This window comes from Planctopirus limnophila DSM 3776, assembly GCF_000092105.1.
Classification (GTDB): domain Bacteria; phylum Planctomycetota; class Planctomycetia; order Planctomycetales; family Planctomycetaceae; genus Planctopirus; species Planctopirus limnophila.
The window spans coordinates 4563034-4587901 of the sequence record NC_014148.1 but is presented as its reverse complement, the minus strand read 5'-3'; the positions used below and the strand labels follow the sequence as shown (position 1 = coordinate 4587901).

The window sequence follows — 24868 nt, the reverse complement described above, 5'->3', positions numbered from 1 at the left end:
CCGGCAGACCGGGCGAGGGTTCCAGAGGGGGACATGAGACACGAATTCTGTGGCATGCGGGAGCATGCCCTACAGAAGAGTCGGCTGATCTTTTTGGAGAACTTTGCGGCTTCGCGTGAGGATGATTTTTCGTGCAGAGGTTTCTCAGGCAGTGTGAATCTGGGGATCGTCGGCCTGGATCGTGAGGGAATAGGTGTAGAGGCTGGCTTCGGAGAGATCCCATTCCAAACGGGTCGTCGAGCACTCCTGGAAGTATTGCCGCTCGTGGGTGACGGGATCGAAAAAGAGCACAAAGTCGAACTTGGGCTGTGACTCGCCCACATGCAGGGCCTCACGCAAAGAAAGCAGTGTGGCCAGCATCTCGGCTTCCGTGAAGCGAACTTCGCCCGCCTGGGCAGCGACCTGTCCTTGAATGACAATCGTCGAGCCACCTTGCGAATGACCGACCGTGCGCTGGCCATCAATCAGTGGAGACTTGAATCGCTCGGAATCCCAAACGTCCTGCACACGAAGAGAAACGATGGGCCGCGGGAGCGAGAACCAGGCGGTCGATCGGGCGATCGCCGGGTGGAATTGGAGGGGCATGATGTCGTGAGCCGATGAGGATGGGGGGAAGAGAAGAGATGAATTCAGAGGTCTCTCGCGAAGCCGCAGAGGCAGGAAGGGCAGAAGGCGGGAAAGCAGGAAGGAAGAAAGGGACAGAGTCGGTGGTGAAAGTGGGGATTAAGAAGCGTGGCTGGGGTCAAACGTCTTCGTTTGCCCCCAGGTCTTTTGGTGTGAGTAGTGAGGAACGTACTGAATGCATTCGTGCTGGTGAAATCGAAGGACCAGGGGGCGGATGAAGACATCCGACCCCTGCCACCCGGCGCGAAGACATGCTTGCCCAGAGCTGCAAGCATGGCACACAACACAATAAGAGAGTGAAAAGACCCTCACCCTGCCCTCTCCCACGAGGACGTGGGCGAGGGTTCCAGATGGGACATGAGACACTCATACTGATCTTCTTGGAGAACTTCGCGGCTTCGCGTGAGGATGAGTTTTCGTTCGATCGTTTCGCGCGAAGACGCGAAGGCTGCGAAGGGAATCAAGAGGCAAAATTTGGCGACAGGTAGAAATGGGAAAAGGATCTTAGCCGCGGCGATGGCGGAGTCTTTGGGCATCGGCGGCCAGATTCTCGGTGAACGATGCGAGATCCAGGGTCTGTGCCATGTGAACGTGCAGTTCGCCAATCGATTGATGATGGGAATTCTGCACGGTGGCTGGTGGAGCGATGGCTCTTGAAGAGCCGGAAGCAGCGGCTGAAAGTTGAGACAGATTTCCGAGCCCGAGTCGCTGCACGACTTCGGAACTCAGGACGTATTCACCAGCCGTGAGGAGAGCCGGGATGCGGTCGATGCCGGGTGGGCCCGTGACGAGGCCACCCGTGGCAAAGCGGCGTGTGTTCGTCGTCGAGCCACCACCATACGAGGAACCGGTGCCAGTCGGCAGGAAAGAACCTGTGCCCAGGGGGAGATAACCTGAGCCAGTCATCGAAGGGAATGTCGAGACTTGTCGGGCCAGTTGACTGAGTGCTCGGCTGACGGAAGCAATGGCCGCCAGAGCCGGGCTGACATTGAGGTTGAGGGGTGTGCCTGAGATCTGCTGAACCTGGCGCTGGAGGGCTTGCAGGCTCCGGCTGAGACGTTCGACAGAGTTCATGGCACTGGTCATTTGAAACGCGCCAGTTAGGCGGGAAGCAGATGAAGAGAGCCGATCTGTCGAGGATTGCAAAGAGCTGAGTTGCCGCCCGAGATCACCCAGCCGCGATTCCAGCTCGGAGCTATCGGCGAGAATGCGGAGGGTTAAGGATTCGGAGTACATGGGGTGACTCGATGAGGGAGTTGTGGGTTGTTGGTGGATAGTTGGGAGTGGGGATTGCTTCGCGCGAAGACTGCGAAGGGAGTGAAGGGAAGAGGGCGGGAAGGCAGGAAGGCGGGAAGGAAAAAGGGGGAAGTGTTGGTGCATTTCGCTGGCGCTGCATGGCGCCCTACGGGAAGAGGAAAACGAAGTGTTCATTCCGGGGTGGAGCGGGTGATTTGTGGTGCTGTCTGGAAGGCGCGGCCGGCGAAGGCGATGGTGTTGGCTTCAGCCCCTTCGGAGAGTGTGAGAGTTTCGCGATAGACATTCAGAAACGTGACGACTTCGCTGGAGCCGCCCGCGGGATCGTGAATGGTGAAGACGAGTTCGAGTGTCTGTTGCTGGCCGGCGGGTGACGTGCTGGTGATGTTGGCTGGTGGCTGAAAGGTGAGGAACTCGTAGAGTGCCAGGGGATCGGTTGGTTCAATCGATTGACTGAGCAGCTGTGTCCACTTGGCAGTAAACGAGAGCGAGACCGATTCGTCGTCCCCTTTGCGGAGATGGCCTTGTGCAATTGAGCCACGATCTTTGATCTCGATGGTGCGTGAGCGTTCTGTCCAGGAAAGATCCCCTTCATCGAGCAGGACAATGAGCGATTTGGGTGTGGGAGTCGTGCCATCGCGAATGAGAAGTTCCCCATCGCGAAGATTTCGAACGAGAGCCGAGGTGGGCATAGAGTGCCTCAATAGGAAGAGATATTGGGGGTGGGAATTGACGAGGATCGCGAACGATCCTCAGGACGTCGACTTCAGGAGGTGCGGGCCGTGATGAGGAACTCGCGCCCCAGGAGTGTGGGAGATGATGTTTCGATCGATCGAGACGTGAGGTCGGCCACGCGCAGATAGCCGATGATGCTGGCGGAATTCTCAGGAAGATCATCCACGATGGGAATCGTCTGTTCGTGCCAGGCCTGAGTGACGACTGTCTGAAGTTGTTCCAGTCGGCTGTGCAGAGAAGGGAGAGTTGCCTCCGGGGAAGAGGCGATCTGCCTGACAAAGAGCCGGAGAGTGATGACGCAGGCGATGTGAGAGCGACCGAGCCTCTGGATGGGCTGTGTCCAGCTATCGACGCGGAGTTCGCACCATTGCTGCCACGATTGAGGATCGGCTTTGCGGCCTGGCCAAAGCGTGGGGAGTTCATCCGGGCAGACCGATTGCCAATAGTCGATGAGACTGTGCTGGAGTTGGGCAGGTGAGGGCATGAGGGGAGTTCGCCTCCAGTAAAAGATCAGCGGATCTGTTCGAGTAGTGCCCGCCGGATCATGGCGAAGGGAGACATCTGGCTGGTTCCCAATTCGAGAAAGGGCATGTAGGGCACCTGATTGACAATGGTGATGATGGAAAGCGAACCAATTTTTCCTTCCGTGATCTGCAGATCGGGAGTTGCGGTATTGGCGGCTGTTTCGGGCTGGAGTTGTTGGGCAGCGAGCAGCCAGCTCGATTGAGCCCGGCCTGTATCGACAGGAGTCAACTGGGCAATGCGCTGCAGCAGTTTTCTGGCTGTCTGACGAACGAGTCGCTGGCGGAAAGGAGTGAGCTGATCGCGCTGAAAGTCGGGAAAGATTCCCGGAGCGGGTGGAGGTTGGAGCACAATACGGAGTGCCAGGGGTTGGTTCATGGTTGGATGAGATCGATGGGGAAAAGAGAGAGAAGAGATCTTCAATCGGCAGGGGCCAGATCACGGGCTGAAATCACCAGGAGTTCGGAATCCGGGAGTGGATGGATCTGGGTGACGGCCCAGCTTCCATGGGGAGTCGATAATTCCAGCAGTGCGCCGGTGGGCAGGACAGGCCATGTGCTGGCTCGGACGAAGAAGCGGGTTTCTGGCGTGACTGCTGATAATGTGCCTTGAGGAGAGGACGCGGGCTGATTGGCCAGTGTGTGATCGGGCAGGACAATGAGTGGCGCGTCGTTCGTCGTCAGCCAGGTGCGGCTGGGTGGCTCGTGAGGCGACGTTTCGAGCACAGCCAGCAATTGGGCGGGTTGGCCCCAGTCGTGAAACATGAGGAGCAGATCGGCGGACACCAGATCTGTGAAGGCAAGTGCGGGCATGATGACCTTTGAATCGAAAGCGTCGAAGAATGCTCAGATGCGGGTGAACCACTGCGTGATGGCGACAGTCGCCATGGAAGTGATCAGAAAGACGAGGCCACCCACGAGTGGTGTCAGCCTGTGCTGATGAGTTTCTACGAGGCGCAGGCGTGTTTCGTGGTCTTTGGAAAGCTCGACCAGCACTTCGAGTGAGACCCTGAGCTGTTCGAGCTGAATGGCCAATGACTGCAAGGTGTCGAGCAGGCGATCGAGTCGTTCGTGAGCCGGTGGGGGTGGCATGAAGTGAGATCCTGAAAAGAAGGGATGTGCCGGGGAGTTGGCGTTCAGGTGTGGCTGAGATCGGCGGCGGAGGTTTGCCAGAGCGGCAGACTGTGGAGGAGTTTCTGATAGCTTTCGCGGGCATTGAGGAGAGCCTGAAGGTTGGCGGCACGATCGGTCTGCGGGCCGGCTCCTGGGGCTGAGTATTTGAGAGCGGCGAGTTTTCCATCACGGAGGAGATTGAGGATATCGAGATCGATCTGGGCGAGGATGCCGCAGATTTGGGACTCGGTGAGTGGCTCGCCTGTGGTTTGTGAGAGATCGGGGAGATCGGTCATGCTGAGGCCATGGGAAGGTGATGGGATGGATGGTTTCGCGCGAAGATGCGAAGTGGGAGAAGGGAAGAAGGGAAGAAGGGAAGAAGGGAAGAAGGAAAAAAGGGATGGCAGAAAGGGGGGGAAGGGAAGAAGTTCGAGGTGAGCGTGGTGATTAAGAAGCGTGGCTGGGGAGTTGTGAGGAAGGTTGCCGATGCATTTGTGCTGGTGAACGCTTTTGACAATGGGGGCGGATAAAGACATCCGACCCCTGCCACCCGGATGAATTAGAGATCGGGAGATTTGCGGAAGTGGTGAATCATGCAGATCTTCTTGGAGAACTTCGCGGCTTCGCGTGAGGATGAGTTTGAAATTCGGAGAGCTCGCGCGAAGACGCGAAGGCTGCGAAGGGGGAAAGGCGGGTAGGACAGAAGGAAAAATGGGGAAGAGTTGGTGCATTTCGCTGACGCGGCATGGCACCCTACGGGAGAAGGGGGATGTTGATTCTTAAATTGCATCTTCGGCCTGGCGGAGGAGTTCGTAGCCGAGGAGGCGGATTTGTTCTTCGAAACTCAGTTCGTAGAAGCTGGCTTCTACAAGATGGAGTCGTTCACAACAGCGGAGGATGTAGTAGTTGATCGAGCGGGTGGTCGATGCAGGGTTCAGCCGGTCGAACTCCCACTGTCCGAGAAAGAGGCTTGAGCTGCCACCAGTCGATCGCTGATCAGATTGCTCAGACGTGTGATCTCTGTGCAGGACGCCAGGAGATCGCCCGCCAGCCAACCAGCAGAGACCAGCGTCTCGAAGAGTTGATCCGCCCAGGCCGTCCATTCTCCGACGGGCGGTTGCTGCAGCACTGGCCAGCAACCTGCTAGAGGTGATGTGGGGTCGTGCCTTAAGGCAAAAGCGACCGCCAGGACTGCGATTCGCTGGTGATAGAGTTCACACTCATTCTGATAGGTGTCGTTGGTTTCATCGATCAGGCGGACGGGCTGACCCTGGGCATCTTTGACCGGTTTGCCATGACTGTCGCGAGCCAGACGCATCGGTGGAGTCGGGGCGATGATGCCATGCCGCTTGAGCAATTGCTGGAAGCCGAGTGGCAAGGGCCTCAGATCGAGTAGGACGGGATCACTGTGGGGTCGAGGAAGGCAGAACGGCATGGCCCAGAAACCTGCACGAGGATGGTTGAAGAGTCTACAACAGAGGGATTGAAAGGTTCAGTGAACGATTATTCTTCGCTGCCATCGACCTTGGTGACAAAGACGGTATCGACGGCTGAAACTCCGCCGAAGTAACGGGCTTTCACCCGCAGGACGACATCGCGATCGAAAGCCCCTTCGCTCGTTTCCCGCTGGAGGAAGGTTTGCACGGGCCAGATTTCTGTCCAGACGAACTGGCGCTTGAAATCGCCCAGATACCACGCAGAGAGGGCACTGCCTCCCTGCTCATCAATGAACGGGGACGAGAGGACTTCGAACTGATCGCGAATAGGGTTGGCGAGGCGGGTTTCGCGGTCTTCGGTGGTGACGATGATCTCGCTGGCATGCACGAGGCTGCGCGCGGTGCCGCGTAGTTTTTCGGGGACAAGTATCTGCCGGGCAGGAACGAGAATGGGTCGCGGAGCACCATCGATGCGATCGTCTTTGATCTGTGTCGCGCGGTAATTGAGCACTTTGTCGATGTCGTCCCAGTTGGTGAGCGGGAGACTTTCGGCAAAGTCGATCGAGGTGATGTTGTCTGGCCCGATGACGTTCTGATGCGAACCATCAGCCTTGTAGAGCACCTGGCCCTGCCCCGAAGGTCGATAGACAAATCGCTGCTGGCCCGCGTCGGCATCGGTCACTGCCCGCACAATCGTCCGCTCTCGCTCCTGACGCAGATAGAAGCCCAGGGCCAGTGCCCGGCGGTTGATTTCGCCCGTCTGGTCAAAAGCAATCAGCTCTTCATTGATCGAAAGAATGCGGCCGCGCTTGGCTTCTTCGGTCGTGATGAATTTTTCACTGAAGGTCGATTCTTCATAGGGATGACCTTCCGAGACTTCCGTCGGGCCGCTCAAGGCGCGAAAGCCCGCGAGCTTCTGCGATCTTCCCCGGCTGGGAAGAACCGTGACAAGACGATCGCCAATGAAACCGGAATCATCTTCGTAGCCTTCGAGAACTTTGCGGCCAATGAGTTCGGCCGTAACGACTTGAAAGAGCGACGAGTTCACGCCCGGGTTGGATTCTCGCAAGAGTGCAGGAATGGGTAGATCGGTAGCGAGTGGTCGCGTCGAGCGCAGCTCCGGGAGGACACCACAGGCCTCGGCAAGTTCGTAATAACTGAAGTCATCGACAGAGAGCTGCTTCTCATTGAGCAGCGTGCAGACCTTGTGATAGAAGCCTTCGGGGCCCAGTGAAGCGATGAGTGGTTGCAGGTGTGGCATGTGTGGGGTTCTTGGTAGGCGAAAAGAGGGGAAGGTGAAAAGGGGAGAAGCCAGAGGGATGAATCAGGTGGATGAGAGGCAACTGCGAGAGTGGTTTACGCTTCGGATGCAGGAATTGGACCGAGCTGAGCGTGAATGTTGCTGCTGGCGACGCTGTACGCACTGGCAAAATTGACACGCAGTGTCGTCGCGCTGCTCACCGATTCAGCCGCCCGGGCCATGGCAGCCGTACTGACAGAAGGGGCTAACTGCTGCTTCGACAAGGCACTGGGAGCCCCATGAACTGCGATCGTCTGGCCCACGGTGTAGTTGCCGGATGAGACCGCATATTCGTAAGTGGCGAGCGGGCTGATATCGACTGAGACGGGAGCATTTTGCCCCGCTGCCGAAGCCTGATGAGCCACACCCACGAAGGCAGCGGCAAAGTTTGTCTGAGTGGTGACGAGATTGGTTGTCCAGGGGAATGACGAAGCGGGCTTGATCGAGGTGCCATCGAAATAGACGAGATCGCCTGGCTCGATGACAGTTTCACTGGCAACGGGCCAGCGCTGGAGCTGAACCTGACCAGAACGGAAACGAAGTGCTGGAAGCATGAGAAGCCTTCAAGAGTGAGAGAAAGGAATCAGGAGATGAGCATTGACTGAGAGGGCGTGACTAGCGGGAGAAGCGTTTGCGGATGGTTTCGATAATCGAGGCGTCCGTCGGGTTGGCAGAGCTGTGAGAGGTTCGTGAAAGGCTGTGCGGGGTGGGTCTCCATTGTCGGGCGAGAGTGATGCGTTCCTGGATGAGAGCGGGCCTTAGGCCCAGAGGTGTTTTCTCCAGCAGTTGGCGGAACTCGGGAGTGAGCAGGTCGGGTGGCAGTTGGGCCGCTTCGAGCAGCGTCTGGACTTGTTGAGTTTGCAGCAGGTCGCGTTGCGATTCCTGCAGTCCCTGGATCTGCTGTCGCAACTCGGCATTCTCGTGCTGCAATTGCGTCAGTTCACTGATTTGCGGCTGGCAGGCGGCACACGAATTCGCACAAGACGGGTTTGCGTGACATGTGGCGCTGGAAGTGGTTGATTCAGGCGGAATCGCACTTTCCGATTGCTCGGCAAAGGTGGCGGCTGTGGCGGGAAAAGCGACAGCATCGACACTGATGACATCGACAATCGCTGTAATGGTTTTGGCAGCCGGATCCTGCTGGGCAAGCACGACATGGCTCATCCCCAGGGCCGGGCTTTGAGTTTCCACGAGTCCTAAAAAAATGCGGCCTGCTTCGGTATCGACCACTTCAATGTCGCCGCGAATGCGGCCTTCGACGTAGCGTGCCGCACGAATGGTTCCCACCAGATCGCGCATACTGCGATCGCGGGGACGATGGGCGGCGGGAGCATGATCAAGAAAGACAGGCTTTCGCTCGTAGAGCGGGACTGCACTTTCCAGAGCTTCGGGGAGATAGCGATAGCCATTGGCCGATTCAGCGGCCGTCAAAGCGACGTCATAAACCATGCGGGCATCGCGATCGACACGGAGGCTGGCCGAATGCCAGTCGTGCAGATGTTCAACAAGTGGTGTGGGCATGTGGAGACTTTTGACAGGAAGTGAGGTGGTGGAAGGTGAAAAGGAGAGAAGGGGAGAAGGGAAAGAAGGAGGAAAGGAAAAGAAGGGGAGTGGGAGAGTTTCCAGCTCGTCTGGCGGGCATCAGGAGACGGATCATACGGATGTCAATAAACAACTACGCGGTGGGTGGCTGGGGTTGAGTCTTCGAACCCCCAGCGATTTTCGGCATGAACTGGGGGTTCGCGAAGACGCTCAACCCCAGCCACCCCATACCAATGAACGCAGTTGAATACTGCAATGGGTATCATGCAACTGGTGCGGCTTCTTCATTGAGTTCACGCCGCATGGTCTGTGGGTCGGCGTGATCGCGGCGGGCGACTTCAGCCCGGCTGAGAATCCCTTGCTCAACCAGTTGCACATCAGCCAGCCGTTCGCGGGGACGATCTCGATTGACGAGCTGTGGAAATGACCAGTGAGGCACAATTCGATCGAGCAGATCTTCAGGCCAGCCGCGTGTGATTGCAGCGGCTCGTAACACGGCCCTGCTCAACTGCTCGAACTCACGGGCAAAGAACTGCTGCTCACTCTCAAAGAGCTTGACGGCCGGGCCTTCCGCCACCATCGTCGACGAGTACGAGGCATTCGAGGCGTCGCTCGAAAGCATGAACTCCGGCAGACCTGCACCAGCCGCCACACAAAGCAGCAGCAATCGACCCAGCGGGACGGCATCACCAAAGTTTGTATTGGGCGAAAGGAACTGCAGATCGGTGGTATGGGATGTCGTCAGGATACTTCCCGGCAGATAACGTTCGCGGGGAGTATGGCCACTCTCAGCCATTTGAGAGAGCTGGGCCGGTGAACCCTGAATCTTACGCCATAAGACCAGCGAAGCCTGCAGCTTGCGGGCTGTCAGTTCGGTCTCCAGCCAGTGATCAAATCGGGACAGTGAATCGATGATAGGAGCGAAGAGACTGATGCCGCGCCGTTCGTTGGAATCGATGCCCATTCGCGTGTGAATCACTTCTTCCGCAGGAAGGTCACCTTGCCACTGGCCCGTGAGTGGATCAACATGATGATAGGCCACCACCGATTCGACATCGCCAGGTAAAGTCACAATCCCTTCGTCTTCCGGAGCATGAGGCAAAGGAGCGATCGCTTCGGGGTCGATAAATCGAACTTCGAGTGAACCATCGGGCATGGGGAAAAGTCGCAGGAAGACTTCACCATCACGCCAGGCTCGGCGGGCATATTCGCGCGGCGAGAAGTGGCGGGAGTTCCGACTGAGAAACTCCTTCCACAGCCGGGTGGCTTGATTAGCAAGTTCCTGATCTTCCGGACGATGCGCCTGAAAAGTGAGTTCAAGACCGGCACCCACCACATAAATCTCCATGAGCCTCAGCAGGTTGCGAGCATGGGGATTTTCCGTCACCAGTTGCCGGGCTTGATCGCGCAGATGCAGCTTGCGGGAGGCCCGCCAGGCACTTGCACTCCCGACGGGAAGCGAACTCTGCGGTGTGGAGCCCGAGATCTGCTGCCATCCAGCCACATCGTCGTCTTTCAGCGAGGTTTTTCGCTCGACCAGTTGAAGCAGCTGTTCACTCACACGGCGCCGGTAACGGGCCTGTGTCTGCCAGCGAGCCAGGGTATCTGCCAGAAATGTGAGCATGGAGCTTTCCGCCGTTAGAAGTGTGAGTGAACGGGCCTCTCACCCTATCAGCGGTTGTTGCGCAAAATCTGGCGGCAATGTCTCCTTTCTGGCGATTCCCTTGAGTGATCGGGCGAACCTTTCGAGAGCTGCATCTGTCAGTGGCGAAAAGCTGTCCGGGAAACTTTTTGAAGAGGATTTCATCACGTATGACTATCCGCCGGAGTTTCCCTCCAGCGTTATTGCGGATACAACAAGAGGACAAGTTCACCATCCCGACTGCCCCCAGGATTGTTCGTCATGCCTTTGAAAATCTTCCTTTCGGATCGCCTGGTTGACGAGGCCGATGCCAAAGTCAGTGTCTTCGATCACGGTTTGCTCTATGGCGACGGCGTCTTCGAGGGGATTCGGGTTTACGGCGGCAAAGTCTTCCTGCACGACGAACACATCGAACGCCTCTACGAAAGTGCTCGCGCCATTCGTCTCGTCATCCCCATGGAAGCGGCTGCCTTGAAGAAGGCGGTCGAAGAGACTGTCGCCGCCAACAACCTTTCGGATGGCTACATTCGTCTGGTCGTCACCCGTGGTGCAGGGAGCCTGGGCCTCGATATTCGCAAGACGTCGAATCCGCAGGTGATCATCATTGCCGATACGATCACGATGTACCCTCCCGAGACCTACACGAATGGCATGAAGCTGGTGACCGCCAGCACCATTCGTAATCATCCCGGTGCTCTCAGCCCGCGGATCAAATCACTCAATTATCTCAACAACATCATGGCCCGTATTGAAGGGACAGATGCCGGCATGGTCGAAGCGCTGATGCTCAACCATAAAGGCGAGGTCGCCGAATGCACGGGCGATAACATCTTCATCATCAAGAAGGGAGTCCTGCTGACTCCTCCCAAGGATGCAGGCATTCTCGAAGGGATTACCCGCAATGCCGTGATGCGCCTGGCTCGCGAAGCGGGCTATCCTGTTAAGGAAGAACCACTCACCCGGCACGATCTCTACGTGGCTGACGAATGCTTCCTCACAGGGACAGCGGCCGAAGTGGTGGCTGTGGTGAGCCTCGATGGTCGCCCGATCGGCACTGGTAAACCCGGCCCCGTCACTAACGACCTGCTCAAGCGATTCCAGGAACTGACCAAAAAGGGCGGCTTCTAAATCAGCCACTCACTCCACTCACCCGATTCACAAGCGTCGGGTGGCTGGGGTCAAACGTCCTCGTTTGCCCCCAGGTCATTGGACTCTGATCGTCCCTGGCAAACTTTCTCAACCGTCATGAAGCATCTTTTCAGATGCAATTCTGCTGGTGACCCGGATTGACCAGGGGGCGGATGAAGACATCCGACCCCTGCCACCCTTCGACATGTGAAGGCTGGGATGAGGGCGAGTCCACACGTATTGGACGTGCCATCCACAACCGGCTTCATCGCGGGATGGGTGGCTGGGGTCAAACGTCCTCGTTTGCCCCCAGGTCATTGGACTCTGATCGTCCCTGGCAAACTTTCTCAACCGTCATGAAGCATCTTTTCAGATGCAATTCTGCTGGTGACCCGGATTGACCAGGGGGCGGATGAAGACATCCGACCCCTGCCACCCGTCGACGGGATACTCTTGACCTTTTGCCACTGCCAAACAATCAGCGCTCCAGCAAAAGCCTGGCTAGTTGCGTGGAGGGGCCATGTTGCTGCTTTGACGGGGAGCATTGCCTGAAGGGGCGGGCTGCTGATTACCTGCCGGGACAAGCTCGGCATCAACCTTGGGAGCCACTTGAACCATCTTGTAGCCATTCAAAGCCGGCTTAAACGGATCGCGTCCCCACAGATTGGCCATGGCGGCTCGAATGCCCGCCTGGTTGGGCTGGAGATCGCTGAAAACGTAGACCGTTTCGAGCGTACCGGCTGGATCGATCAGCTTGACAGCACTGGGCAGGAACGACTTGAGATCGAGCATGATCTCGGCCCGTTTGTAGTTATTGGCATCCATCTGCAAGCGAGGAATGACTTCAATCTTGGCCAGTTTGTCATTGGCAGCGAGTAAGGTCAGCGAAAACCTGCGGCGAGCTTCATCGACCTTCATACCAAACAGAAAAGGCAAAGGCCCGTTGATGATGTTCTGACCCTGCATATTGGGTGGCAAAGGGTAGATTTCGTAGGTTTTTTCCGTGTCGTTGATCTGCAGAACTTCCTGGCCGGTGCAGATCCAGCGTTCCTGCTTGTCAGCTTCGATGCGAAAAGGCTTACCCGAAGCGCCGACGCGGCGTGAGACCGCATCACGTGTGGGCTCAACACCTTTCATGTCGATACGGCCCTGATCGGGCTGTTCGTAGAAGAACTGGCCTGTCGAGCGACGTTCGGTTTCAAAGACAACGTTGTAAACAATCCGGCTGTGCTTACCCGTGAGTGTTTGAATTCGGGCCGAGTTGTATTCCCAGTCCTGCATGATCTTCAGCAGGTCGGCTGGCAATTCTTCGACCACCATAGGATTGGGAGCAGGTCTTTGCAGGCGAACTTCACCAGCAGGGGTTGGGGGCACCTGTGCGGTGGCCTCCCGAATTCCGCTGCCGGAAAGGTGCATCATGCCTGGTAAAACGGCGGCGAGTGCCAGACCAAGGAACTTGGCTGACGATTTTTTTGGCGCATTCATCGGAGCGCGGATCCTTCCGTAGCCAGGCAGGAAATTGACCGAATCCATTCGGAAATCTACTGCCTGCGGCCCGACAGTCTGTGGTGAATTTGATTCTCCAGAAAGGAACCAGAAACTGGCGCCTCCCTAGAGAACGGTGAGTTTAGCAGCGCACTTCAAAACCGGCCAACCCCACTTTTGACAACTGAAAGCTGGATCTTTCGCGAGGCTGGTGCATGGCTTTGTCAAAACAAATGAAGACAGTGGAAATGATGTCAGCGATGGGAGTTCGGTGAGCTAACGAGGTGTTTCCGGTACCAGATGACTGGCTTGTCGCAATGGTGCTTCCAGAGACGGTGGTACAGAAAAATCTGTGGGAACTGGTTGATCAAAAAGTAACTGCACATTCCGCAGCCAGTTTTCTTCAGACGCTGTCTGATCAGGTAAGGCATCGATGGCGAGGAGCCGTGGCCTGTTGAGATCTGACGTGGGCGTTGCCTGTTGAATGGCAAAGGAGGCTGGGGTTAGATCAGGGTCGGGATGTTGTATCTCAAAAGTATCAAGCGTCCCTTGAAAGGCTCTGGAAAACGCATCCGACAGCGGGAGTTCTGCCGGCTGACTTTCCAGCATCGCGATATGAAACTGAAGAGGTTCAATGGCGGAACTGGAACTCCAGTTCACAATCACCGAGGGCTCAAATTGTGCGTTGGGAAAGCGCGCCTTAATTTGCGTTGCAAAATCATCGGCATCCTCGCCTGCTTCCCAGACAATCATCCCGCCCGCAGATAAAAAGGCTTCGTCGTTGAGCCAGAGGCTCTTTTCAGGATCAAGATCGACATACACGCGCGATTGACCTGGTAAATAAAAGGCCACATTCCCTGCCGTCCACCAGGGGCCGGCAATGATCGGCGGTGAACCTGTGTGATTGCGTGCCCAGATGCGATCAATTTCCTGAGCGAGTTGTTCGCCGGGAAAATTGACGCGGGAGCCTTTACCAAGGACATAAGGAGAAGCCATCCGCGAGGTGGTAAAGATGGCCACAAAGATCAGACTCACCACGGTAAACGAAGGCCAGAGCTGCTGTTCTTTCCAGGAAAGGTGATGGGCTCTGGTCACGACCAGGAATGTCAAAGGTGCGAACGTCCACATGGGTGCTCCCCACATGGTGAGAATTTTGGCACCCGTGACAAACGACAGCAGCAGGACGAATCCGCAGGGAACAAGCGTGACGAGCAGCAGGTATTGTCGAATCCAGAGCTCATGGCTGCCAGTGGGATCCTGGGGATCGGGATCGATGTTGGAAGTGGCCAGAGTGACAGCCGAGAGCTGATTGTGCCGACGAGTCCACCACCAGCAGGAGGCAATCGACGGGCCAATCGCCAGAAGTTGGGCGATGAAGAACTTGGACGGATGTTCGAGATGATCAAACCAGTTTTTGCTCCCTCCTGATCGCGCGAGGAAGTAACGAAACGTGGGGAAATCGTTGGCTGCCACCCAGATGAGATGCGGCAGAAAGACAACCAGAGAGATCGCGAGCAACAGCCAAGGGCCGGATGTTCGCCAGCACGATCGCCCTTTATGGGTGAACAGGGCAAATCCAAGGATGGCCATTGCCAGAAGTGCGGTGTCGTACTTGCTGAGCATGCCTAAACCCAGGCCCAGCCCTGCGAGCATCCAGTATCTGGGTTGTTGCCTGAGAACTCCAAAAAACAAACTGCTGATAGTGATCGCCCAGCAGCAGCGGGAGACAATATTGTTATTGAATTCAGGCGTGGTGAGTGTGAAGTAGTAAGACAGTTCCAGCGAAACCACCGCCAGTGCTGCAATGGACCGGGGGGTAATGACTCGAGCCACGCACCAGACACACCACATCGTGATAACAGTACAGATTTGAGAGGCCAGGTAAATCGGCCATTCGCTGTTATCGCTCAGAGAAGAGAAGGCCTTGGCGATCCAGGCTGGCAGAGGCGGATGCTTGTAATAGCCCAGTTGCCATTCATGCCCCCAGATGGCCATTTCGATGCAGTCAAGAGGCAGATTGGGCTGGATCATCGCGGGAATGGCAGTCCAGACAACGAGATGCCCCAGCAAAAAGGCAAGGAGAATACGGGAGTATTTCCCCTCGAACATCTAGGCGGCCCTTCGCTCGGGGTTTGCAGAAACTTCTGCAGCCGGTGGAAGTTCAAAAGTAACTGGCGATGTTCCCGATTCCTTCTCAATCACAAATTCGGGTGCGGGAGTAAAACTGCCTCGCGACAGATAGATCCGCGCCAGTTCGCCAATCGCTTTGAGAAAGTCACTGGGTTTCAGTTTCGATCCCGCTACTTCCTGCCACGAATCCAGTGGGAATTCGTAAAGTCCCTGCTGGCTTTGCGGCTTCAGATCAATCAGCCTCGAAATCACTTCCACATCGAAAATCCAGCGGGAAAGAAACGGTCGGCTAAACGCCATCTGCATTTCCGGTGTCACTCTAAAGAGTTTGGCACCACACTGGGTATCTCGAAGTGCGACTCCCAGCACCTGTGATGCGACTGTGCTGAACAGCCTGCCGAGAACACGACGCTGGCGGTTGCGATCAATGTTCCGCCCCTGGAGTTTGAGACGGGTTCCAATAACGAGCTCAATCTGAGGAAGCCGGTGGAGGACATCGATAAAGCTGGGAATCGCTCCCAGTGGCGTCGCCAGATCGGCATCCCAGTAACCGACGAAATCGACCGATGTTCGACAGGCGGCGAGCACACCTTGCCGGACAGCTTCGGCTTTCCCTCGATTCTGAGGGAGATCGAGCACCGAAATGCGGCCATTCGACGCCGAAGCCATATCTTCCAGCAGCGTAATGGTTGCATCCGAACTGCCGTCGTTCACCATAAGCAGGTGAACATCCGTCGATTTGCGAATGAACTGGAGAAATGCCAGAGGCTTCAGTCGCACCGCTTCATTGAAGCAGGGGATGACAATGGTCGTGGTGGAGTTTGACACAGGTCATCCTTGACGGCTGAGTCGGATCGGATAGAAAATTCATAGCCAAGACGGGGCGAATTGCCATTACTCAGGCCATTCTTGCCTGAAAGTACTTCGCTGTAGCAGAGAATGCCCCAAAGCTGCAAGATCAGGTTTTTCCGACATGTGCGGAAAAGTCAACGTCGGTCGTGGAAACACTAAGATTTCCGCGTGTGCGACTGAGAATCCGATTAGCCCATAGCTTCCAGTGTACTGAGCGAGATTTCGGCGTCGTCCATCACCGGGAGCGTGCGGAGACCTTTGGGTTCGAGCCGCCACAAGCCAGCCGCACATGGTTCAAAAAACTGCCGGAACCAGAGCATGCTCTGCACATTCGGCTGAGGATTGAGCAGATAGAACTGCACTTTGCGTTTTTCGAACCAGTCGAAAAGCATGCCAAAAAAGCCGCTGGGAATGTACTTCACAAAAGTCATATCCACAGCAATATCGCGATCGCGGTCGCGTTCAATAATCTGAGTGAGGCCTTCGCGCAAGAGAGCCAGATCGGCACCGTCCCAGATTTCCATATCGCCGATGTGCAATAAGGTATGCCCGGCATGCGGTTCAATTCGCATCCGCTTAAAGAATCGCTCAACCTTCATGGTGGCGTCTTCCGTCACGTTTATCGCCTTGTGTAAACGATCGTTCGAGCGAGCAATCATGGTTATTCCTGACAGCAAACGTTGGGCCGACACATCACAAGCTGCGATTTCACGTCGAATCGAGCGGCAACGTTTAACTTTAGCACTGGAATTGCCGCGTGCTGGAAATCTGCGAAAATGTCTGATGTTGTTTTTCAGGAACGGGATGTTGCTGAATGACAACACCCTCCGATCAATCGATCCTTCGTGCTCAACAGGTAGATACGTCACGATCCGCCAAATCGTTGGCCACTGCGAAATTGGTGCAGATCGCATAAGCTGTCGAACGAAGGCGCAAACGCAGGAAGTGGAGCCGCTCAGGATGGAGACTCTGATTCGGACAGGGCGGACACGAGTGGGATCAGGCAGGGAATAAGTCATGACGCGCGGTCAACGACTGGCAGAAACGAATCCGGAATTTATCCACAGGCTGGCCAGTCTGACTCTGGAAGAGGCCCGGCAGATGCTGGGCCCTCAAGGCGATGCCCTGCTGAAGGAGGTTGAAACAGAACCTTTCGACGGTGAGCAGGCTTATCTCGCGGATGGTTTGTTCCGCGTGATGATTCCTCAACGAAAAAATGATGGCAAAGCTTCCCGCCGCAAGGTGGTCGTGGCTGTCCGGCCTGATCGCAGACAACCTTCTGGCCTGGCACTTTCCTGCACAGCGTGCAGCGATGGTTGTACCCATCAGGCATTAGCCCTGCACTACCTTCTCGCTTACAAAGTCGAACTGGGGCTCATGCCCCCGACTGAAGAAGCGTTGCTGCAACTGGCACCGGAACCAAGTCCCGAAGAGTTGCAGAATCAGGCGATTTCGGATCGTCGTGAGCGCGCCCGACTGGAATCGATGGAGATTCGCCCCCTCGCCCCGGATGTTGTCTGGAGTGATTATCTGGTGACCAGCCGCAAAAGCGGGCGGAGCTATCGTGTCGCCCTTCGCGGGATGGAACCGGGAGAATCGTATTGCAGTTGCCCCGACTTTCGCGCCAATACGTTAGGCCTGTGTAAGCATCTGCTTCGAGTCCAGGAACATGTGAAGCGAACTTACTCAGCCGAAGCCCGGTCGAAGAAGTTTGTTCCGGAAGAGATTGCTGTCCATTTGACGTATGGCGAGCTGGTCGAAGTTCGCTTGCTGATCCCTGAAAACTTACCAGTCGAGATTGCCCCGTTACTGGAGTTGTACCGTGATCGTGCGGTGACCGATTTGAGCCATCTGGTGCATACTCTCGCGAAGGTTCGCATGGCTCAGGTGCCCGTGGTGATTTACCCGGATGCCGAAGAATTTCTGCAGCAGGAGTTTGATCGCCGCCGGATGAAAGCGATGACGGAATCGCTAGGTCATGACGCGGAAAATCACCCCTGGCGGACGGAATTACTCACCACACCTTTACTGGGATATCAGTTGGAAGGGGCCGCGTTTCTCGCCTGTGCAGGCCGCGCCATCCTCGCCGACGAAATGGGGCTGGGGAAAACCATTCAGGCACTGGCGGCAATCGAGATTCTCTTTCGAGAACTCGATATCTCGAAGGTGCTCGTCGTTTGCCCGGCTTCTGTCAAATCGCAGTGGCGAAATGAAATTTTGAAGTTCACCACGCATTCCGTGCAACTGGTGGGTGGCTCGATAGAAACCCGCCACGAGCAATATGGGGCAGCTCCGTTCACGATCTGCAATTACGAGCAGGTGCTGAAAGATCATGTCAGCATTGCTGCCAAACGCTGGGATGTCGTGATTCTCGATGAAGGACAGCGCATTCGTAATTGGGAAACCCGCACTGCCCAGGCCATCAAAAGTTTGCGATCTCGCTTTGCCTTCGTACTGACGGGAACACCGCTGGAGAACAAACTCGACGACCTCTATTCGATCATGCAGTTCATTGATGATCGCCGACTCTCACCCGCCTTTCGATTTTTCCCCAGGCACCGCATGATCGATCAGAAGGGGCGATTTGTCGGCTATCGCAATCTTGACGAACTGCGCGAGAGGCTGGCACCGGTCTTTCTGCGTAGAACAAGATCTCAGGTTCAACAGCAGTTGCCTCCCTGTACTGTGCATCAGGTGCTGATCGCCCCGACATCGGCTCAAAGGCAGGTGCATGCCCGGCATTTTGCCCAGGTTTCGAGAATTGCCCGCAAGCCGCACCTCCATGAACTTGACCTGATGCTCTTACGGAAAGAGCTGTTGTATTGCCGACTGGCGGCGAACAGCCCGGAACTCGTCGATGATCAAATCGTGGGAGAATCATCGAAACTTGACCGACTGAGCGAGATGTTCGATGAGATGTTTGAAGGGCACTTTGAGAAAGCGATTGTCTTTTCCGAATGGACACGCATGCTCGATCTCATTGAACCATTACTCGACAGCCGCAATCTGCCGTATGTCAGGATCGATGGACAGGTCTCGCAGCGTGAACGGGCAGCATCTGTCTCGCAGTTTGAGGACGATCCCGGAACCCGCGTGCTGCTGGCCAGCAATGCGGCTGCGACGGGTCTCAATCTGCAGGCCGCCAGCATTGTGATCAATGTCGATCTCCCCTGGAACCCGGCAATTCTGGAGCAGCGCATCGCGCGGGCGCATCGCATGGGACAGGAAAAACCGGTTCAGGTCTATGTGCTCGTGACGGAAGAGACGTTTGAAGAGCGGCTGCTCAAGACACTGGAAGGGAAAGAACAACTCGCTCGTGCTGTGCTTGATGAAGGTGCCGAGATCAAGGAGGTCTGGCTGACCAGTGGCAGCGACAGTTTGAGGGCTGAATTGCAAGGCCTTCTGGAGCCTGATCCCGCGACGACCGGTGAACGACAGCCAACGTTTCCCTCTGCGGGAATGCTCGTTGATCAGGCAACATCAGCCCAGGTGCACGCCATTCGCGACCGGTTGAAGCATTATCTGGAACGCGATCCCCAGGGCCGCTGGCAATTACGCATTCCTCTCGCCAGTGAAAACGCCCTGGATGAACTCGCGAAAACATTCCAGCAATGGGTGGGCGAGGCGATTGATTAAATGATCAGTCTTGCAGTCTGCAAGTCATGTAGGGTGCAAGCAGTTCCTACGGATTGCACCATCTTCTACTGATACAGAACAAATCAGCTAGCGCCATGATTCTCGACATGAAACTTAAAGCGATTCAAGATCGCCTGCCAGCCATCTCGCTGCTGTTCAATACTGTGAGTCTCTTCGCTATCAAAGGAGACCTGGACCTGCACGCCTGCGGGGACTTCCTGGAATTCGACCACAGCTTGCCGATCACCAAAGGCATATTCGATGCGCTCGTTGGTGATGATCGTGGTGTAGGTCCCCTCAAAATCAAAGCCGAAGCTTCCGTCTTTGGCCTCCATCCGCGAGGAAAACTTTCCGCCGGGACGAAAATCGACAGTCGATTTCGTCGTATGCCAGTCCTCCGAGGCGGCATTCCACTGCACGATATCGTCCGGATTACTGTAGGCTTTCCAGACCGCATCCATGGGGGCAGCAATGGTTGTGGCCACGGTGATTCTCATGAGGAACTTTCAGTTGGCTGATACCCGGTGGAGTACTAACGATTGACGACCGGGTGGCAAGGGTTAAGTCTTTGGTCGGGTGGCTGGGGTTGAGTCTTCGAACGCCCAGCAATTCACGGCACGATCTGGGGGGTTCGCGTATACGCTCAACCCTATACACTTCATACTAGGGATTGCAGTTGATTATTGGAATCCGTAGGAGCTTTCCCGATGAAAGACTCATCCTGAATCCATACAAAACAACCTCTTGAGGTGTCGTAGCATTTCGATGTCACGATTATAAACGATCCTGAAGAATCCATGTCAGATGTCAGCCAGAGGTTGTTCGTAGTCTCATTTTTCCAAAGCACGAGTGACTTGCTCATAAGTTTTCCCGAGGTCGCGTCCTCGAGCAAAAACGCTGCTCCAAGCGATTTCTCGAACCGTCGGGGCACATCCATCATGTTGTCTGCATCCGCCATGGACGATTTGTAAAAGCGAGGGATTCCCCTCTTGCTTCTGGACTCCGCTGACTTTCTGATGACAGTTGAAATTCACGTCAAAAACCTCAGCGAGAGACTTCTGATGATGGGCCATCGATTCGCCAGACCTGCCTTGTTATTCACCATCTTGCTCTTGATCAGTCATTCCATGACGGCGTACTCCCAGGAAACGGCAAAGCGTGCCAAAGGAGTGAACGATCTGCTGCCGGATCCCGACCCTCGACCCGCCGAGATGACTAAGCCCGTGAAGGTCTTCATTCTCATGGGTCAGTCGAACATGCTCGAAATGGGGAAGGTCGCAGGTGATACCGATGGAACACTTGAGCACGCTGTCAAACAGGAAGGGCTTTACCCCTTTCTCATCGACGATGCGGGGAAATGGAACACCCACGCCGATGTGCGGAATGTCGCGGTGATGGGGAGTGGCGGGCCTGGCAAAACGCAGTTTCGCATCAATGCGTGGCTGACCGTCGGCAACAAAATCGGTGTCGAGCAGGGGATCGGGCATCAGTTGGGGAATGCTCTCGATGAACCTGTGCTGCTCTTGAAGAGTGCCATTGGCAATCGAAGCCTCGGTTGGGATCTATTGCCTCCGGGTTCAAGTTCTTATGAATTTGTTGATCCGAAAGATGGCAAGACCTACATCTACGCAGGTTATGGTCAAAGCCCCGATCGCTGGGAAAAAGGGACCGAGCCCAAGGCCATTAACTGGAAGGCAGGCCTGCAACTCGATGGCGATATTGCTCGCGCTAAAGAAGTTCTTAATGATCTGGGAAAGTATTATCCCGGGGCGAACGAGTATGAGATCGCGGGCTTCTTCTGGTGGCAAGGTGATAAAGACCGGTACAACGCCGGCCATGCCAGCCGCTATGAACAGAACCTGGTCAACCTGATCGCCACACTTCGCAAAGAGTTTAACGCACCTCAGGCGAAGTTTGTTTGTGCCACCTTGGGCCAGACCGATCGTGACAATCCCACGGGAAATGAAAAATATCTGCTGGAAGCCAAGCTGGCCATCAGCGACCCGCAGAAACACCCGGAACTTCAAGGGACGGTCGCCACGGTTTATACGCACCCCTTGAGCATGGGAAGCAGCTCGAATGCCCACTACGGCAACAACGCCAAAACTTATATGAACGTCGGACTGGCGATGGGCGAAGCGATGGTCAAGCTGCTGAAAGAGCAGAAGTAGTCATCGACCTTAAAAAGTGGACAGTCTTGAAAACAGATCGTGAAATCCTTGGAGCAATTTGTATCGTTCAGTCAGCCCCAGGGTGAACTTTTGATCGAGAGGATCTGATCATGCCCAACACCGTCCGCCTGCATCGTGTCCTGCGAGCCGATCCAGAGCGGGTTTACAAGGCTTTCATCGACGCTGATGGCCTGTCGAAATGGCTGCCACCATTTGGATTCACTGCCAAAGTGCATGAAATGGATGTTCGTGTCGGAGGTGGCTATCGCATGTCATTCACACACTTCGCCACCGGCCACACACACTTTTTCACGGTCAAGTTTACAGAACTTGTCCCTGGTGAACGCTTGCAACACATAGACCGCTTCGATGATCCGAATCTGGCCGGTGAGATGCAGGTGACGGTGACGTTCACAAAAGTCAGTGTGGGCACAGAATTGCAGATCGTGCAGGCTGGGATCCCGGATCTGATCCCAGCCGAAAAGTGCTATCTGGGCTGGCAGGAATCGCTGCTCCAACTCGCCCGCCTCGTCGAACCAGATATCCCCGGCTAGATTTACGAAATCAATTTGTATAGCCAACCTGGAGGCGTTTTCATCGCAGGTTGTGATTACTTCAGCAACTCCCTGCGAATCACATCGAGAGCACGTTTTAATAGTAGCGTCTGGAAGCGGTAGCTGTTCCAGACGAGGGCAATGGTGCGTTGCGGGCGGTCTCCCTGAAGTGGGCGATAGGCACAGCGGCCTTCACGATCGAACGCCTTGCACATGTTCGGAATAAAACTCACACCCTGCCCCCGGCTGACAAGCTCCATAATCGTCGTCAGTTGCGCCAGGCGGCCTGTTTCCAGAGGTGCCATGTCTTTCCGGCGGCAATACTGCGCGACGTGCTCCGTCAGGCAATGAGCTTCACCTAACAGCAGTAATGTCTCGCGGTCAATCTCTTCAACAGGAACTTCTGTCAAGTGTGATAATCGATGCCCCGGAGGGACCGCCAGCCATAGCTCTTCATCAAATAACGGCTCAACTTCCAGATGCTCAATCCGTACCGGGAGAGCCGCAATTGCCAGATCCCATTCACCCGCCTGAACCTTTTTGAGGCATTGCTCGGTGACATCTTCATGGATCTTGAGGGTCACCCTTGGCACCACCTCACGAAACCGGCTGACAATCTGTGGCAACAGATAAGGCGCAATGGTGGGGATTGCGCCGATGGTGAGCTGGCCTGTCTCGCCATCATCGGTGATCTCCCGCCGAGCCTGATCGACGAGCGAAACAATCTGCCCGGCCCGGCTTTGCAGCAGCTTTCCGGATTCGGTGAGTTCAACACCACGCCCCGAACGCTCGAAGAGTGGCTGCCCCAGTTCCTGTTCGAGCTTAATGATCTGCTGGCTGAGTGATGGCTGAGAAATGAAACATTCAGCGGCAGCCAGTGTAAAGCTTTTGAGTTCAGCCGCCTTGAGAAAGTACCGCAACTGGTGAAGTTCCATCCGGCTGACCTTCCTCACTTCTGGATTGACGGGTAATTGACTGTCAAAGGGAGAGGCGTGTTGCCAAGAGTATACACTCTCCAGAAATCCGTGGCGCTTGGAAGAGTTTTTAAAGGCAGCCTTGCTCGGTATTCACTGAAGACAGGCCGCACGCACGGTACGAAGTGGAGGTGACTGGAAGAAGTCTGTCGGGGATTTCTTGGAGAACTTCGCGGCTTCGCGCGAGGATATCTTTTGTTTGGAGGTCTCTCGCGAAGGCGCGAAGGGAATTCAGAGACAAAGTTCTGTTGAGTAGCAGAAACAGGGAAAAGACCTTCACCCTGGCCTCTCCCACGCAGACGCGGGTGAGGGTTTCAGAGGAGATAGGCATCACACTTGAATCGCTATTCAGTTCCCGAATCCCGGAGATCGCGTGCAGAAAGTTCTAAAGAAAGCAGGCGAGGGGTTTAGCCTCGCCTGCTGCAGAATCGTCGGTATAAAGGGGAACCAATCGAGTGGATTAGCACTCGACCAGTAGTTTGAAGGCATCGCTGAGGAGGCTGGTCAGTTTCACGACAAAGCGGGCCGCATCAGCCCCGTTGACCACGCGGTGATCGTAGGAGAGCGAGAGTGGCAGCATCAAGCGTTCTTTGACCTGCCCATCGACCAGTTGCAACTGATGGAAGCTGCGTGACATGCCGAGAATGGCCACTTCGGGGTAGTTCACAATCGGTGTGAAGGCCGTTCCGCCAATGCCACCCAGGTTAGTGATAGTAAAAGTACCGCCCTGCATATCCTTGATTTCGAGCTTGCGATTGCGGGCCTTCTCGGCGATTTCGGTCAGCTCGGTCGCCAGTTGCAGAATCGACTTCTTATCGACATCGCGAACCACCGGCACGACGAGGCCATTGGGGGTATCGACAGCAATACCGATGTTGTAATAGCTCTTGAGGATCACTTCGCCACGAGACATATCGATGCTCGAATTGAAGTTCGGGAAGGCCTTGAGAGCAGCGACGGCGGCCTTCATGGCGACTGCTGTCATAGTGACTTTGGGGCCACCTTTAGCCACTGCTTCCTGGAATCGCTTGCGGGCCGATTCAGTCTCGGTGATGTCAGCGAGATCGTGCTGAGTCACATGCGGAATGAGTTGCCACGCTGCCGAGAGGTTGTTGGCACTGGTCTTCTGCAGCTTGGTGAGAGCCTGGGCAGTGATCGGGCCATACTGAGAAAAATCGGGGAGAGGCGGAGCGACGACACCACCACCGCCGCCACCTTGCTGGGCAGCGTAGGCGCGAGCCACATCTTCCTGAGTGATACGACCACCGGGGCCAGTGCCACGCAGACGTTCGAGCTGCATGCCCAGTTCACGAGCCAGGCGGCGAGTGGCCGGGCCGGCAGCAATGGGAATCTCGACAGTTGATCGAGTCGGTGCAGCCACGGCAGCAGGGGCTGGTGCGGCTTTAACCGGTGCAGCAGGAGTGGCCTTCGCCGGTGCTGCTGGAGCACTGGAAGAGGCGGCTGGGGAAGCGGGCTTGGCCGATGTTCCGTTACTGGCTCCGGAGGCTTCGATGCTCAGAAGTAACTGACCGGTTTTGATCGTTTCGCCAGGTTTGACGTGGATCTTGCCGATCTTGCCCGCATGGGGGCAAGCCAGCTCCATGACAGCCTTATCGGTCTCCAGTTCCATGACGATCTTGCCGGCTTCGATCGTGTCGCCAGCCGAGACCAGGATCTGTGCGATATCTGCACTGTCGATACCTTCCGCCAACTGAGGCAGCTTGAATTCAACACTCATGGAAGAGAACCCGCTTTCGCGCAATAGTCAGGA

The 24868-nt window shown here is 55.8% G+C and carries 26 protein-coding genes; 6 read left to right on the top strand and 20 right to left on the bottom strand.

The features are described 5' to 3' along the window. Window positions 1-144: 144 nt before the first annotated feature. The 8 genes from PLIM_RS18315 to PLIM_RS18275 all read right to left on the bottom strand — a co-directional run bounded on the left by PLIM_RS18315 (window position 145) and on the right by PLIM_RS18275 (window position 4543). Window positions 145-585, bottom strand: a complete 441-nt coding sequence (locus tag PLIM_RS18315) for a hypothetical protein (RefSeq protein ID WP_013111804.1) — start codon at window positions 583-585, stop codon at window positions 145-147. A gap of 543 nt (window positions 586-1128) precedes the next feature. Beyond that, window positions 1129-1860, bottom strand: a complete 732-nt coding sequence (locus PLIM_RS18305; protein ID WP_013111801.1) for a hypothetical protein — start codon at window positions 1858-1860, stop codon at window positions 1129-1131. Window positions 1861-2051: 191 nt separating this feature from the next. Further along, window positions 2052-2570: a hypothetical protein gene (locus tag PLIM_RS18300; RefSeq protein ID WP_013111800.1), complete on the bottom strand. Its 519-nt coding sequence runs from the start codon at window positions 2568-2570 to the stop codon at window positions 2052-2054. A gap of 74 nt (window positions 2571-2644) precedes the next feature. Continuing rightward, window positions 2645-3097 carry a hypothetical protein gene (locus tag PLIM_RS18295; protein ID WP_013111799.1) on the bottom strand — a complete coding sequence of 151 codons (453 nt, stop codon included), beginning with the start codon at window positions 3095-3097 and terminating at the stop codon, window positions 2645-2647. A 26-nt stretch (window positions 3098-3123) separates the two neighbouring features. Beyond that, window positions 3124-3513 carry an HK97 gp10 family phage protein gene (locus tag PLIM_RS18290; RefSeq protein WP_013111798.1) on the bottom strand — a complete coding sequence of 130 codons (390 nt, stop codon included), beginning with the start codon at window positions 3511-3513 and terminating at the stop codon, window positions 3124-3126. Between the two features lie 41 nt (window positions 3514-3554). Continuing rightward, complete coding sequence (locus PLIM_RS18285) at window positions 3555-3947, bottom strand: hypothetical protein (protein WP_013111797.1); 393 nt, start codon at window positions 3945-3947, stop codon at window positions 3555-3557. A gap of 33 nt (window positions 3948-3980) precedes the next feature. Beyond that, window positions 3981-4226, bottom strand: a complete 246-nt coding sequence (locus PLIM_RS18280) for a hypothetical protein (protein ID WP_013111796.1) — start codon at window positions 4224-4226, stop codon at window positions 3981-3983. A gap of 44 nt (window positions 4227-4270) precedes the next feature. Then, window positions 4271-4543, bottom strand: coding sequence for a hypothetical protein (locus PLIM_RS18275; protein ID WP_041402187.1), 273 nt, complete (start codon window positions 4541-4543; stop codon window positions 4271-4273). Between the two features lie 45 nt (window positions 4544-4588). Between PLIM_RS18275 and PLIM_RS18270 the strand changes: the two genes are divergently transcribed. Further along, window positions 4589-4777: a hypothetical protein gene (locus PLIM_RS18270; RefSeq protein WP_041402185.1), complete on the top strand. Its 189-nt coding sequence runs from the start codon at window positions 4589-4591 to the stop codon at window positions 4775-4777. Between the two features lie 404 nt (window positions 4778-5181). Here the strand turns inward: PLIM_RS18270 and PLIM_RS18265 are convergent, their stop codons facing one another. The 4 genes from PLIM_RS18265 to PLIM_RS18250 all read right to left on the bottom strand — a co-directional run bounded on the left by PLIM_RS18265 (window position 5182) and on the right by PLIM_RS18250 (window position 8504). Next, a complete protein-coding gene (locus PLIM_RS18265) occupies window positions 5182-5682 on the bottom strand; it encodes a hypothetical protein (protein ID WP_013111794.1) in 501 nt (166 codons plus the stop codon). A 68-nt stretch (window positions 5683-5750) separates the two neighbouring features. Next, window positions 5751-6944: a phage major capsid protein gene (locus PLIM_RS18260; RefSeq protein ID WP_013111793.1), complete on the bottom strand. Its 1194-nt coding sequence runs from the start codon at window positions 6942-6944 to the stop codon at window positions 5751-5753. A gap of 95 nt (window positions 6945-7039) precedes the next feature. Next, window positions 7040-7537 carry a hypothetical protein gene (locus PLIM_RS18255; RefSeq protein WP_013111792.1) on the bottom strand — a complete coding sequence of 166 codons (498 nt, stop codon included), beginning with the start codon at window positions 7535-7537 and terminating at the stop codon, window positions 7040-7042. A 61-nt stretch (window positions 7538-7598) separates the two neighbouring features. After that, window positions 7599-8504: a hypothetical protein gene (locus PLIM_RS18250; RefSeq protein WP_013111791.1), complete on the bottom strand. Its 906-nt coding sequence runs from the start codon at window positions 8502-8504 to the stop codon at window positions 7599-7601. Here PLIM_RS18250 and PLIM_RS18245 point away from each other — a divergent pair. Continuing rightward, window positions 8503-8772 carry a hypothetical protein gene (locus PLIM_RS18245; protein WP_041402182.1) on the top strand — a complete coding sequence of 90 codons (270 nt, stop codon included), beginning with the start codon at window positions 8503-8505 and terminating at the stop codon, window positions 8770-8772. The genes PLIM_RS18250 and PLIM_RS18245 overlap by 2 nt on opposite strands. Window positions 8773-8787: 15 nt before the next feature. Here the strand turns inward: PLIM_RS18245 and PLIM_RS18240 are convergent, their stop codons facing one another. After that, a complete protein-coding gene (locus PLIM_RS18240; RefSeq protein ID WP_013111789.1) occupies window positions 8788-10149 on the bottom strand; it encodes a phage portal protein in 1362 nt (453 codons plus the stop codon). A 279-nt stretch (window positions 10150-10428) separates the two neighbouring features. Here PLIM_RS18240 and ilvE point away from each other — a divergent pair, with 279 nt between their 5' ends. Next, the gene (gene ilvE, locus PLIM_RS18235) at window positions 10429-11295 is read left to right on the top strand and encodes a branched-chain-amino-acid transaminase (protein ID WP_013111788.1); all 867 of its coding nucleotides are present in this window, start codon (window positions 10429-10431) and stop codon (window positions 11293-11295) included. Between the two features lie 501 nt (window positions 11296-11796). On the opposite strand, the gene PLIM_RS18230 is transcribed toward ilvE, so the two are convergent. From PLIM_RS18230 to PLIM_RS18215, 4 genes are all read right to left on the bottom strand, one after another. Beyond that, a complete protein-coding gene (locus tag PLIM_RS18230) occupies window positions 11797-12780 on the bottom strand; it encodes a hypothetical protein (protein WP_148227177.1) in 984 nt (327 codons plus the stop codon). A 276-nt stretch (window positions 12781-13056) separates the two neighbouring features. Further along, the gene (locus PLIM_RS18225; RefSeq protein WP_013111786.1) at window positions 13057-14889 is read right to left on the bottom strand and encodes a glycosyltransferase family 39 protein; all 1833 of its coding nucleotides are present in this window, start codon (window positions 14887-14889) and stop codon (window positions 13057-13059) included. Further along, on the bottom strand, window positions 14890-15738 hold the full coding sequence (locus PLIM_RS18220) for a glycosyltransferase (RefSeq protein ID WP_013111785.1): 849 nt from the start codon (window positions 15736-15738) through the stop codon (window positions 14890-14892). It abuts the gene before it with no gap. A gap of 212 nt (window positions 15739-15950) precedes the next feature. Further along, entirely contained in the window at window positions 15951-16421 is a 471-nt protein-coding gene (locus PLIM_RS18215) for an STAS domain-containing protein (RefSeq protein ID WP_013111784.1), read from the bottom strand. Window positions 16422-16779: 358 nt separating this feature from the next. Between PLIM_RS18215 and PLIM_RS18205 the strand changes: the two genes are divergently transcribed. Further along, entirely contained in the window at window positions 16780-19398 is a 2619-nt protein-coding gene (locus tag PLIM_RS18205; RefSeq protein WP_013111783.1) for a DEAD/DEAH box helicase, read from the top strand. Between the two features lie 83 nt (window positions 19399-19481). Here PLIM_RS18205 and PLIM_RS18200 read toward each other — a convergent pair whose 3' ends face one another. Beyond that, complete coding sequence (locus PLIM_RS18200; protein ID WP_041402177.1) at window positions 19482-19895, bottom strand: SRPBCC family protein; 414 nt, start codon at window positions 19893-19895, stop codon at window positions 19482-19484. A gap of 630 nt (window positions 19896-20525) precedes the next feature. On the opposite strand from PLIM_RS18200, the gene PLIM_RS18190 reads away from it, so the two are divergent. Both PLIM_RS18190 and PLIM_RS18185 read left to right on the top strand, forming a co-directional pair. Beyond that, a complete protein-coding gene (locus PLIM_RS18190) occupies window positions 20526-21569 on the top strand; it encodes a sialate O-acetylesterase (RefSeq protein WP_230849342.1) in 1044 nt (347 codons plus the stop codon). Window positions 21570-21679: 110 nt separating this feature from the next. After that, window positions 21680-22123: an SRPBCC family protein gene (locus PLIM_RS18185; protein WP_013111779.1), complete on the top strand. Its 444-nt coding sequence runs from the start codon at window positions 21680-21682 to the stop codon at window positions 22121-22123. Between the two features lie 56 nt (window positions 22124-22179). On the opposite strand, the gene PLIM_RS18180 is transcribed toward PLIM_RS18185, so the two are convergent. Beyond that, a complete protein-coding gene (locus PLIM_RS18180) occupies window positions 22180-23058 on the bottom strand; it encodes a LysR family transcriptional regulator (RefSeq protein ID WP_013111778.1) in 879 nt (292 codons plus the stop codon). Between the two features lie 499 nt (window positions 23059-23557). Further along, complete coding sequence (locus tag PLIM_RS18175; protein WP_013111777.1) at window positions 23558-24835, bottom strand: 2-oxo acid dehydrogenase subunit E2; 1278 nt, start codon at window positions 24833-24835, stop codon at window positions 23558-23560. Window positions 24836-24868: the final 33 nt, after the last annotated feature.

Coding starts and splice junctions, on each gene's coding strand:
- PLIM_RS18315 (WP_013111804.1), bottom strand. CDS start 585: ATGCCCCTCCAATTCCACCCGGCGATCGCCCGATCGACCGCCTGGTTC.
- PLIM_RS18305 (WP_013111801.1), bottom strand. CDS start 1,860: ATGTACTCCGAATCCTTAACCCTCCGCATTCTCGCCGATAGCTCCGAG.
- PLIM_RS18300 (WP_013111800.1), bottom strand. CDS start 2,570: ATGCCCACCTCGGCTCTCGTTCGAAATCTTCGCGATGGGGAACTTCTC.
- PLIM_RS18295 (WP_013111799.1), bottom strand. CDS start 3,097: ATGCCCTCACCTGCCCAACTCCAGCACAGTCTCATCGACTATTGGCAA.
- PLIM_RS18290 (WP_013111798.1), bottom strand. CDS start 3,513: ATGAACCAACCCCTGGCACTCCGTATTGTGCTCCAACCTCCACCCGCT.
- PLIM_RS18285 (WP_013111797.1), bottom strand. CDS start 3,947: ATGCCCGCACTTGCCTTCACAGATCTGGTGTCCGCCGATCTGCTCCTC.
- PLIM_RS18280 (WP_013111796.1), bottom strand. CDS start 4,226: ATGCCACCCCCACCGGCTCACGAACGACTCGATCGCCTGCTCGACACC.
- PLIM_RS18275 (WP_041402187.1), bottom strand. CDS start 4,543: ATGACCGATCTCCCCGATCTCTCACAAACCACAGGCGAGCCACTCACC.
- PLIM_RS18270 (WP_041402185.1), top strand. CDS start 4,589: ATGCGAAGTGGGAGAAGGGAAGAAGGGAAGAAGGGAAGAAGGGAAGAA.
- PLIM_RS18265 (WP_013111794.1), bottom strand. CDS start 5,682: ATGCCGTTCTGCCTTCCTCGACCCCACAGTGATCCCGTCCTACTCGAT.
- PLIM_RS18260 (WP_013111793.1), bottom strand. CDS start 6,944: ATGCCACACCTGCAACCACTCATCGCTTCACTGGGCCCCGAAGGCTTC.
- PLIM_RS18255 (WP_013111792.1), bottom strand. CDS start 7,537: ATGCTTCCAGCACTTCGTTTCCGTTCTGGTCAGGTTCAGCTCCAGCGC.
- PLIM_RS18245 (WP_041402182.1), top strand. CDS start 8,503: ATGTGGAGACTTTTGACAGGAAGTGAGGTGGTGGAAGGTGAAAAGGAG.
- PLIM_RS18250 (WP_013111791.1), bottom strand. CDS start 8,504: ATGCCCACACCACTTGTTGAACATCTGCACGACTGGCATTCGGCCAGC.
- PLIM_RS18240 (WP_013111789.1), bottom strand. CDS start 10,149: ATGCTCACATTTCTGGCAGATACCCTGGCTCGCTGGCAGACACAGGCC.
- ilvE (WP_013111788.1), top strand. CDS start 10,429: ATGCCTTTGAAAATCTTCCTTTCGGATCGCCTGGTTGACGAGGCCGAT.
- PLIM_RS18230 (WP_148227177.1), bottom strand. CDS start 12,780: ATGAATGCGCCAAAAAAATCGTCAGCCAAGTTCCTTGGTCTGGCACTC.
- PLIM_RS18225 (WP_013111786.1), bottom strand. CDS start 14,889: ATGTTCGAGGGGAAATACTCCCGTATTCTCCTTGCCTTTTTGCTGGGG.
- PLIM_RS18215 (WP_013111784.1), bottom strand. CDS start 16,421: ATGATTGCTCGCTCGAACGATCGTTTACACAAGGCGATAAACGTGACG.
- PLIM_RS18205 (WP_013111783.1), top strand. CDS start 16,780: ATGACGCGCGGTCAACGACTGGCAGAAACGAATCCGGAATTTATCCAC.
- PLIM_RS18200 (WP_041402177.1), bottom strand. CDS start 19,895: ATGAGAATCACCGTGGCCACAACCATTGCTGCCCCCATGGATGCGGTC.
- PLIM_RS18190 (WP_230849342.1), top strand. CDS start 20,526: ATGACGGCGTACTCCCAGGAAACGGCAAAGCGTGCCAAAGGAGTGAAC.
- PLIM_RS18185 (WP_013111779.1), top strand. CDS start 21,680: ATGCCCAACACCGTCCGCCTGCATCGTGTCCTGCGAGCCGATCCAGAG.
- PLIM_RS18180 (WP_013111778.1), bottom strand. CDS start 23,058: ATGGAACTTCACCAGTTGCGGTACTTTCTCAAGGCGGCTGAACTCAAA.
- PLIM_RS18175 (WP_013111777.1), bottom strand. CDS start 24,835: ATGAGTGTTGAATTCAAGCTGCCTCAGTTGGCGGAAGGTATCGACAGT.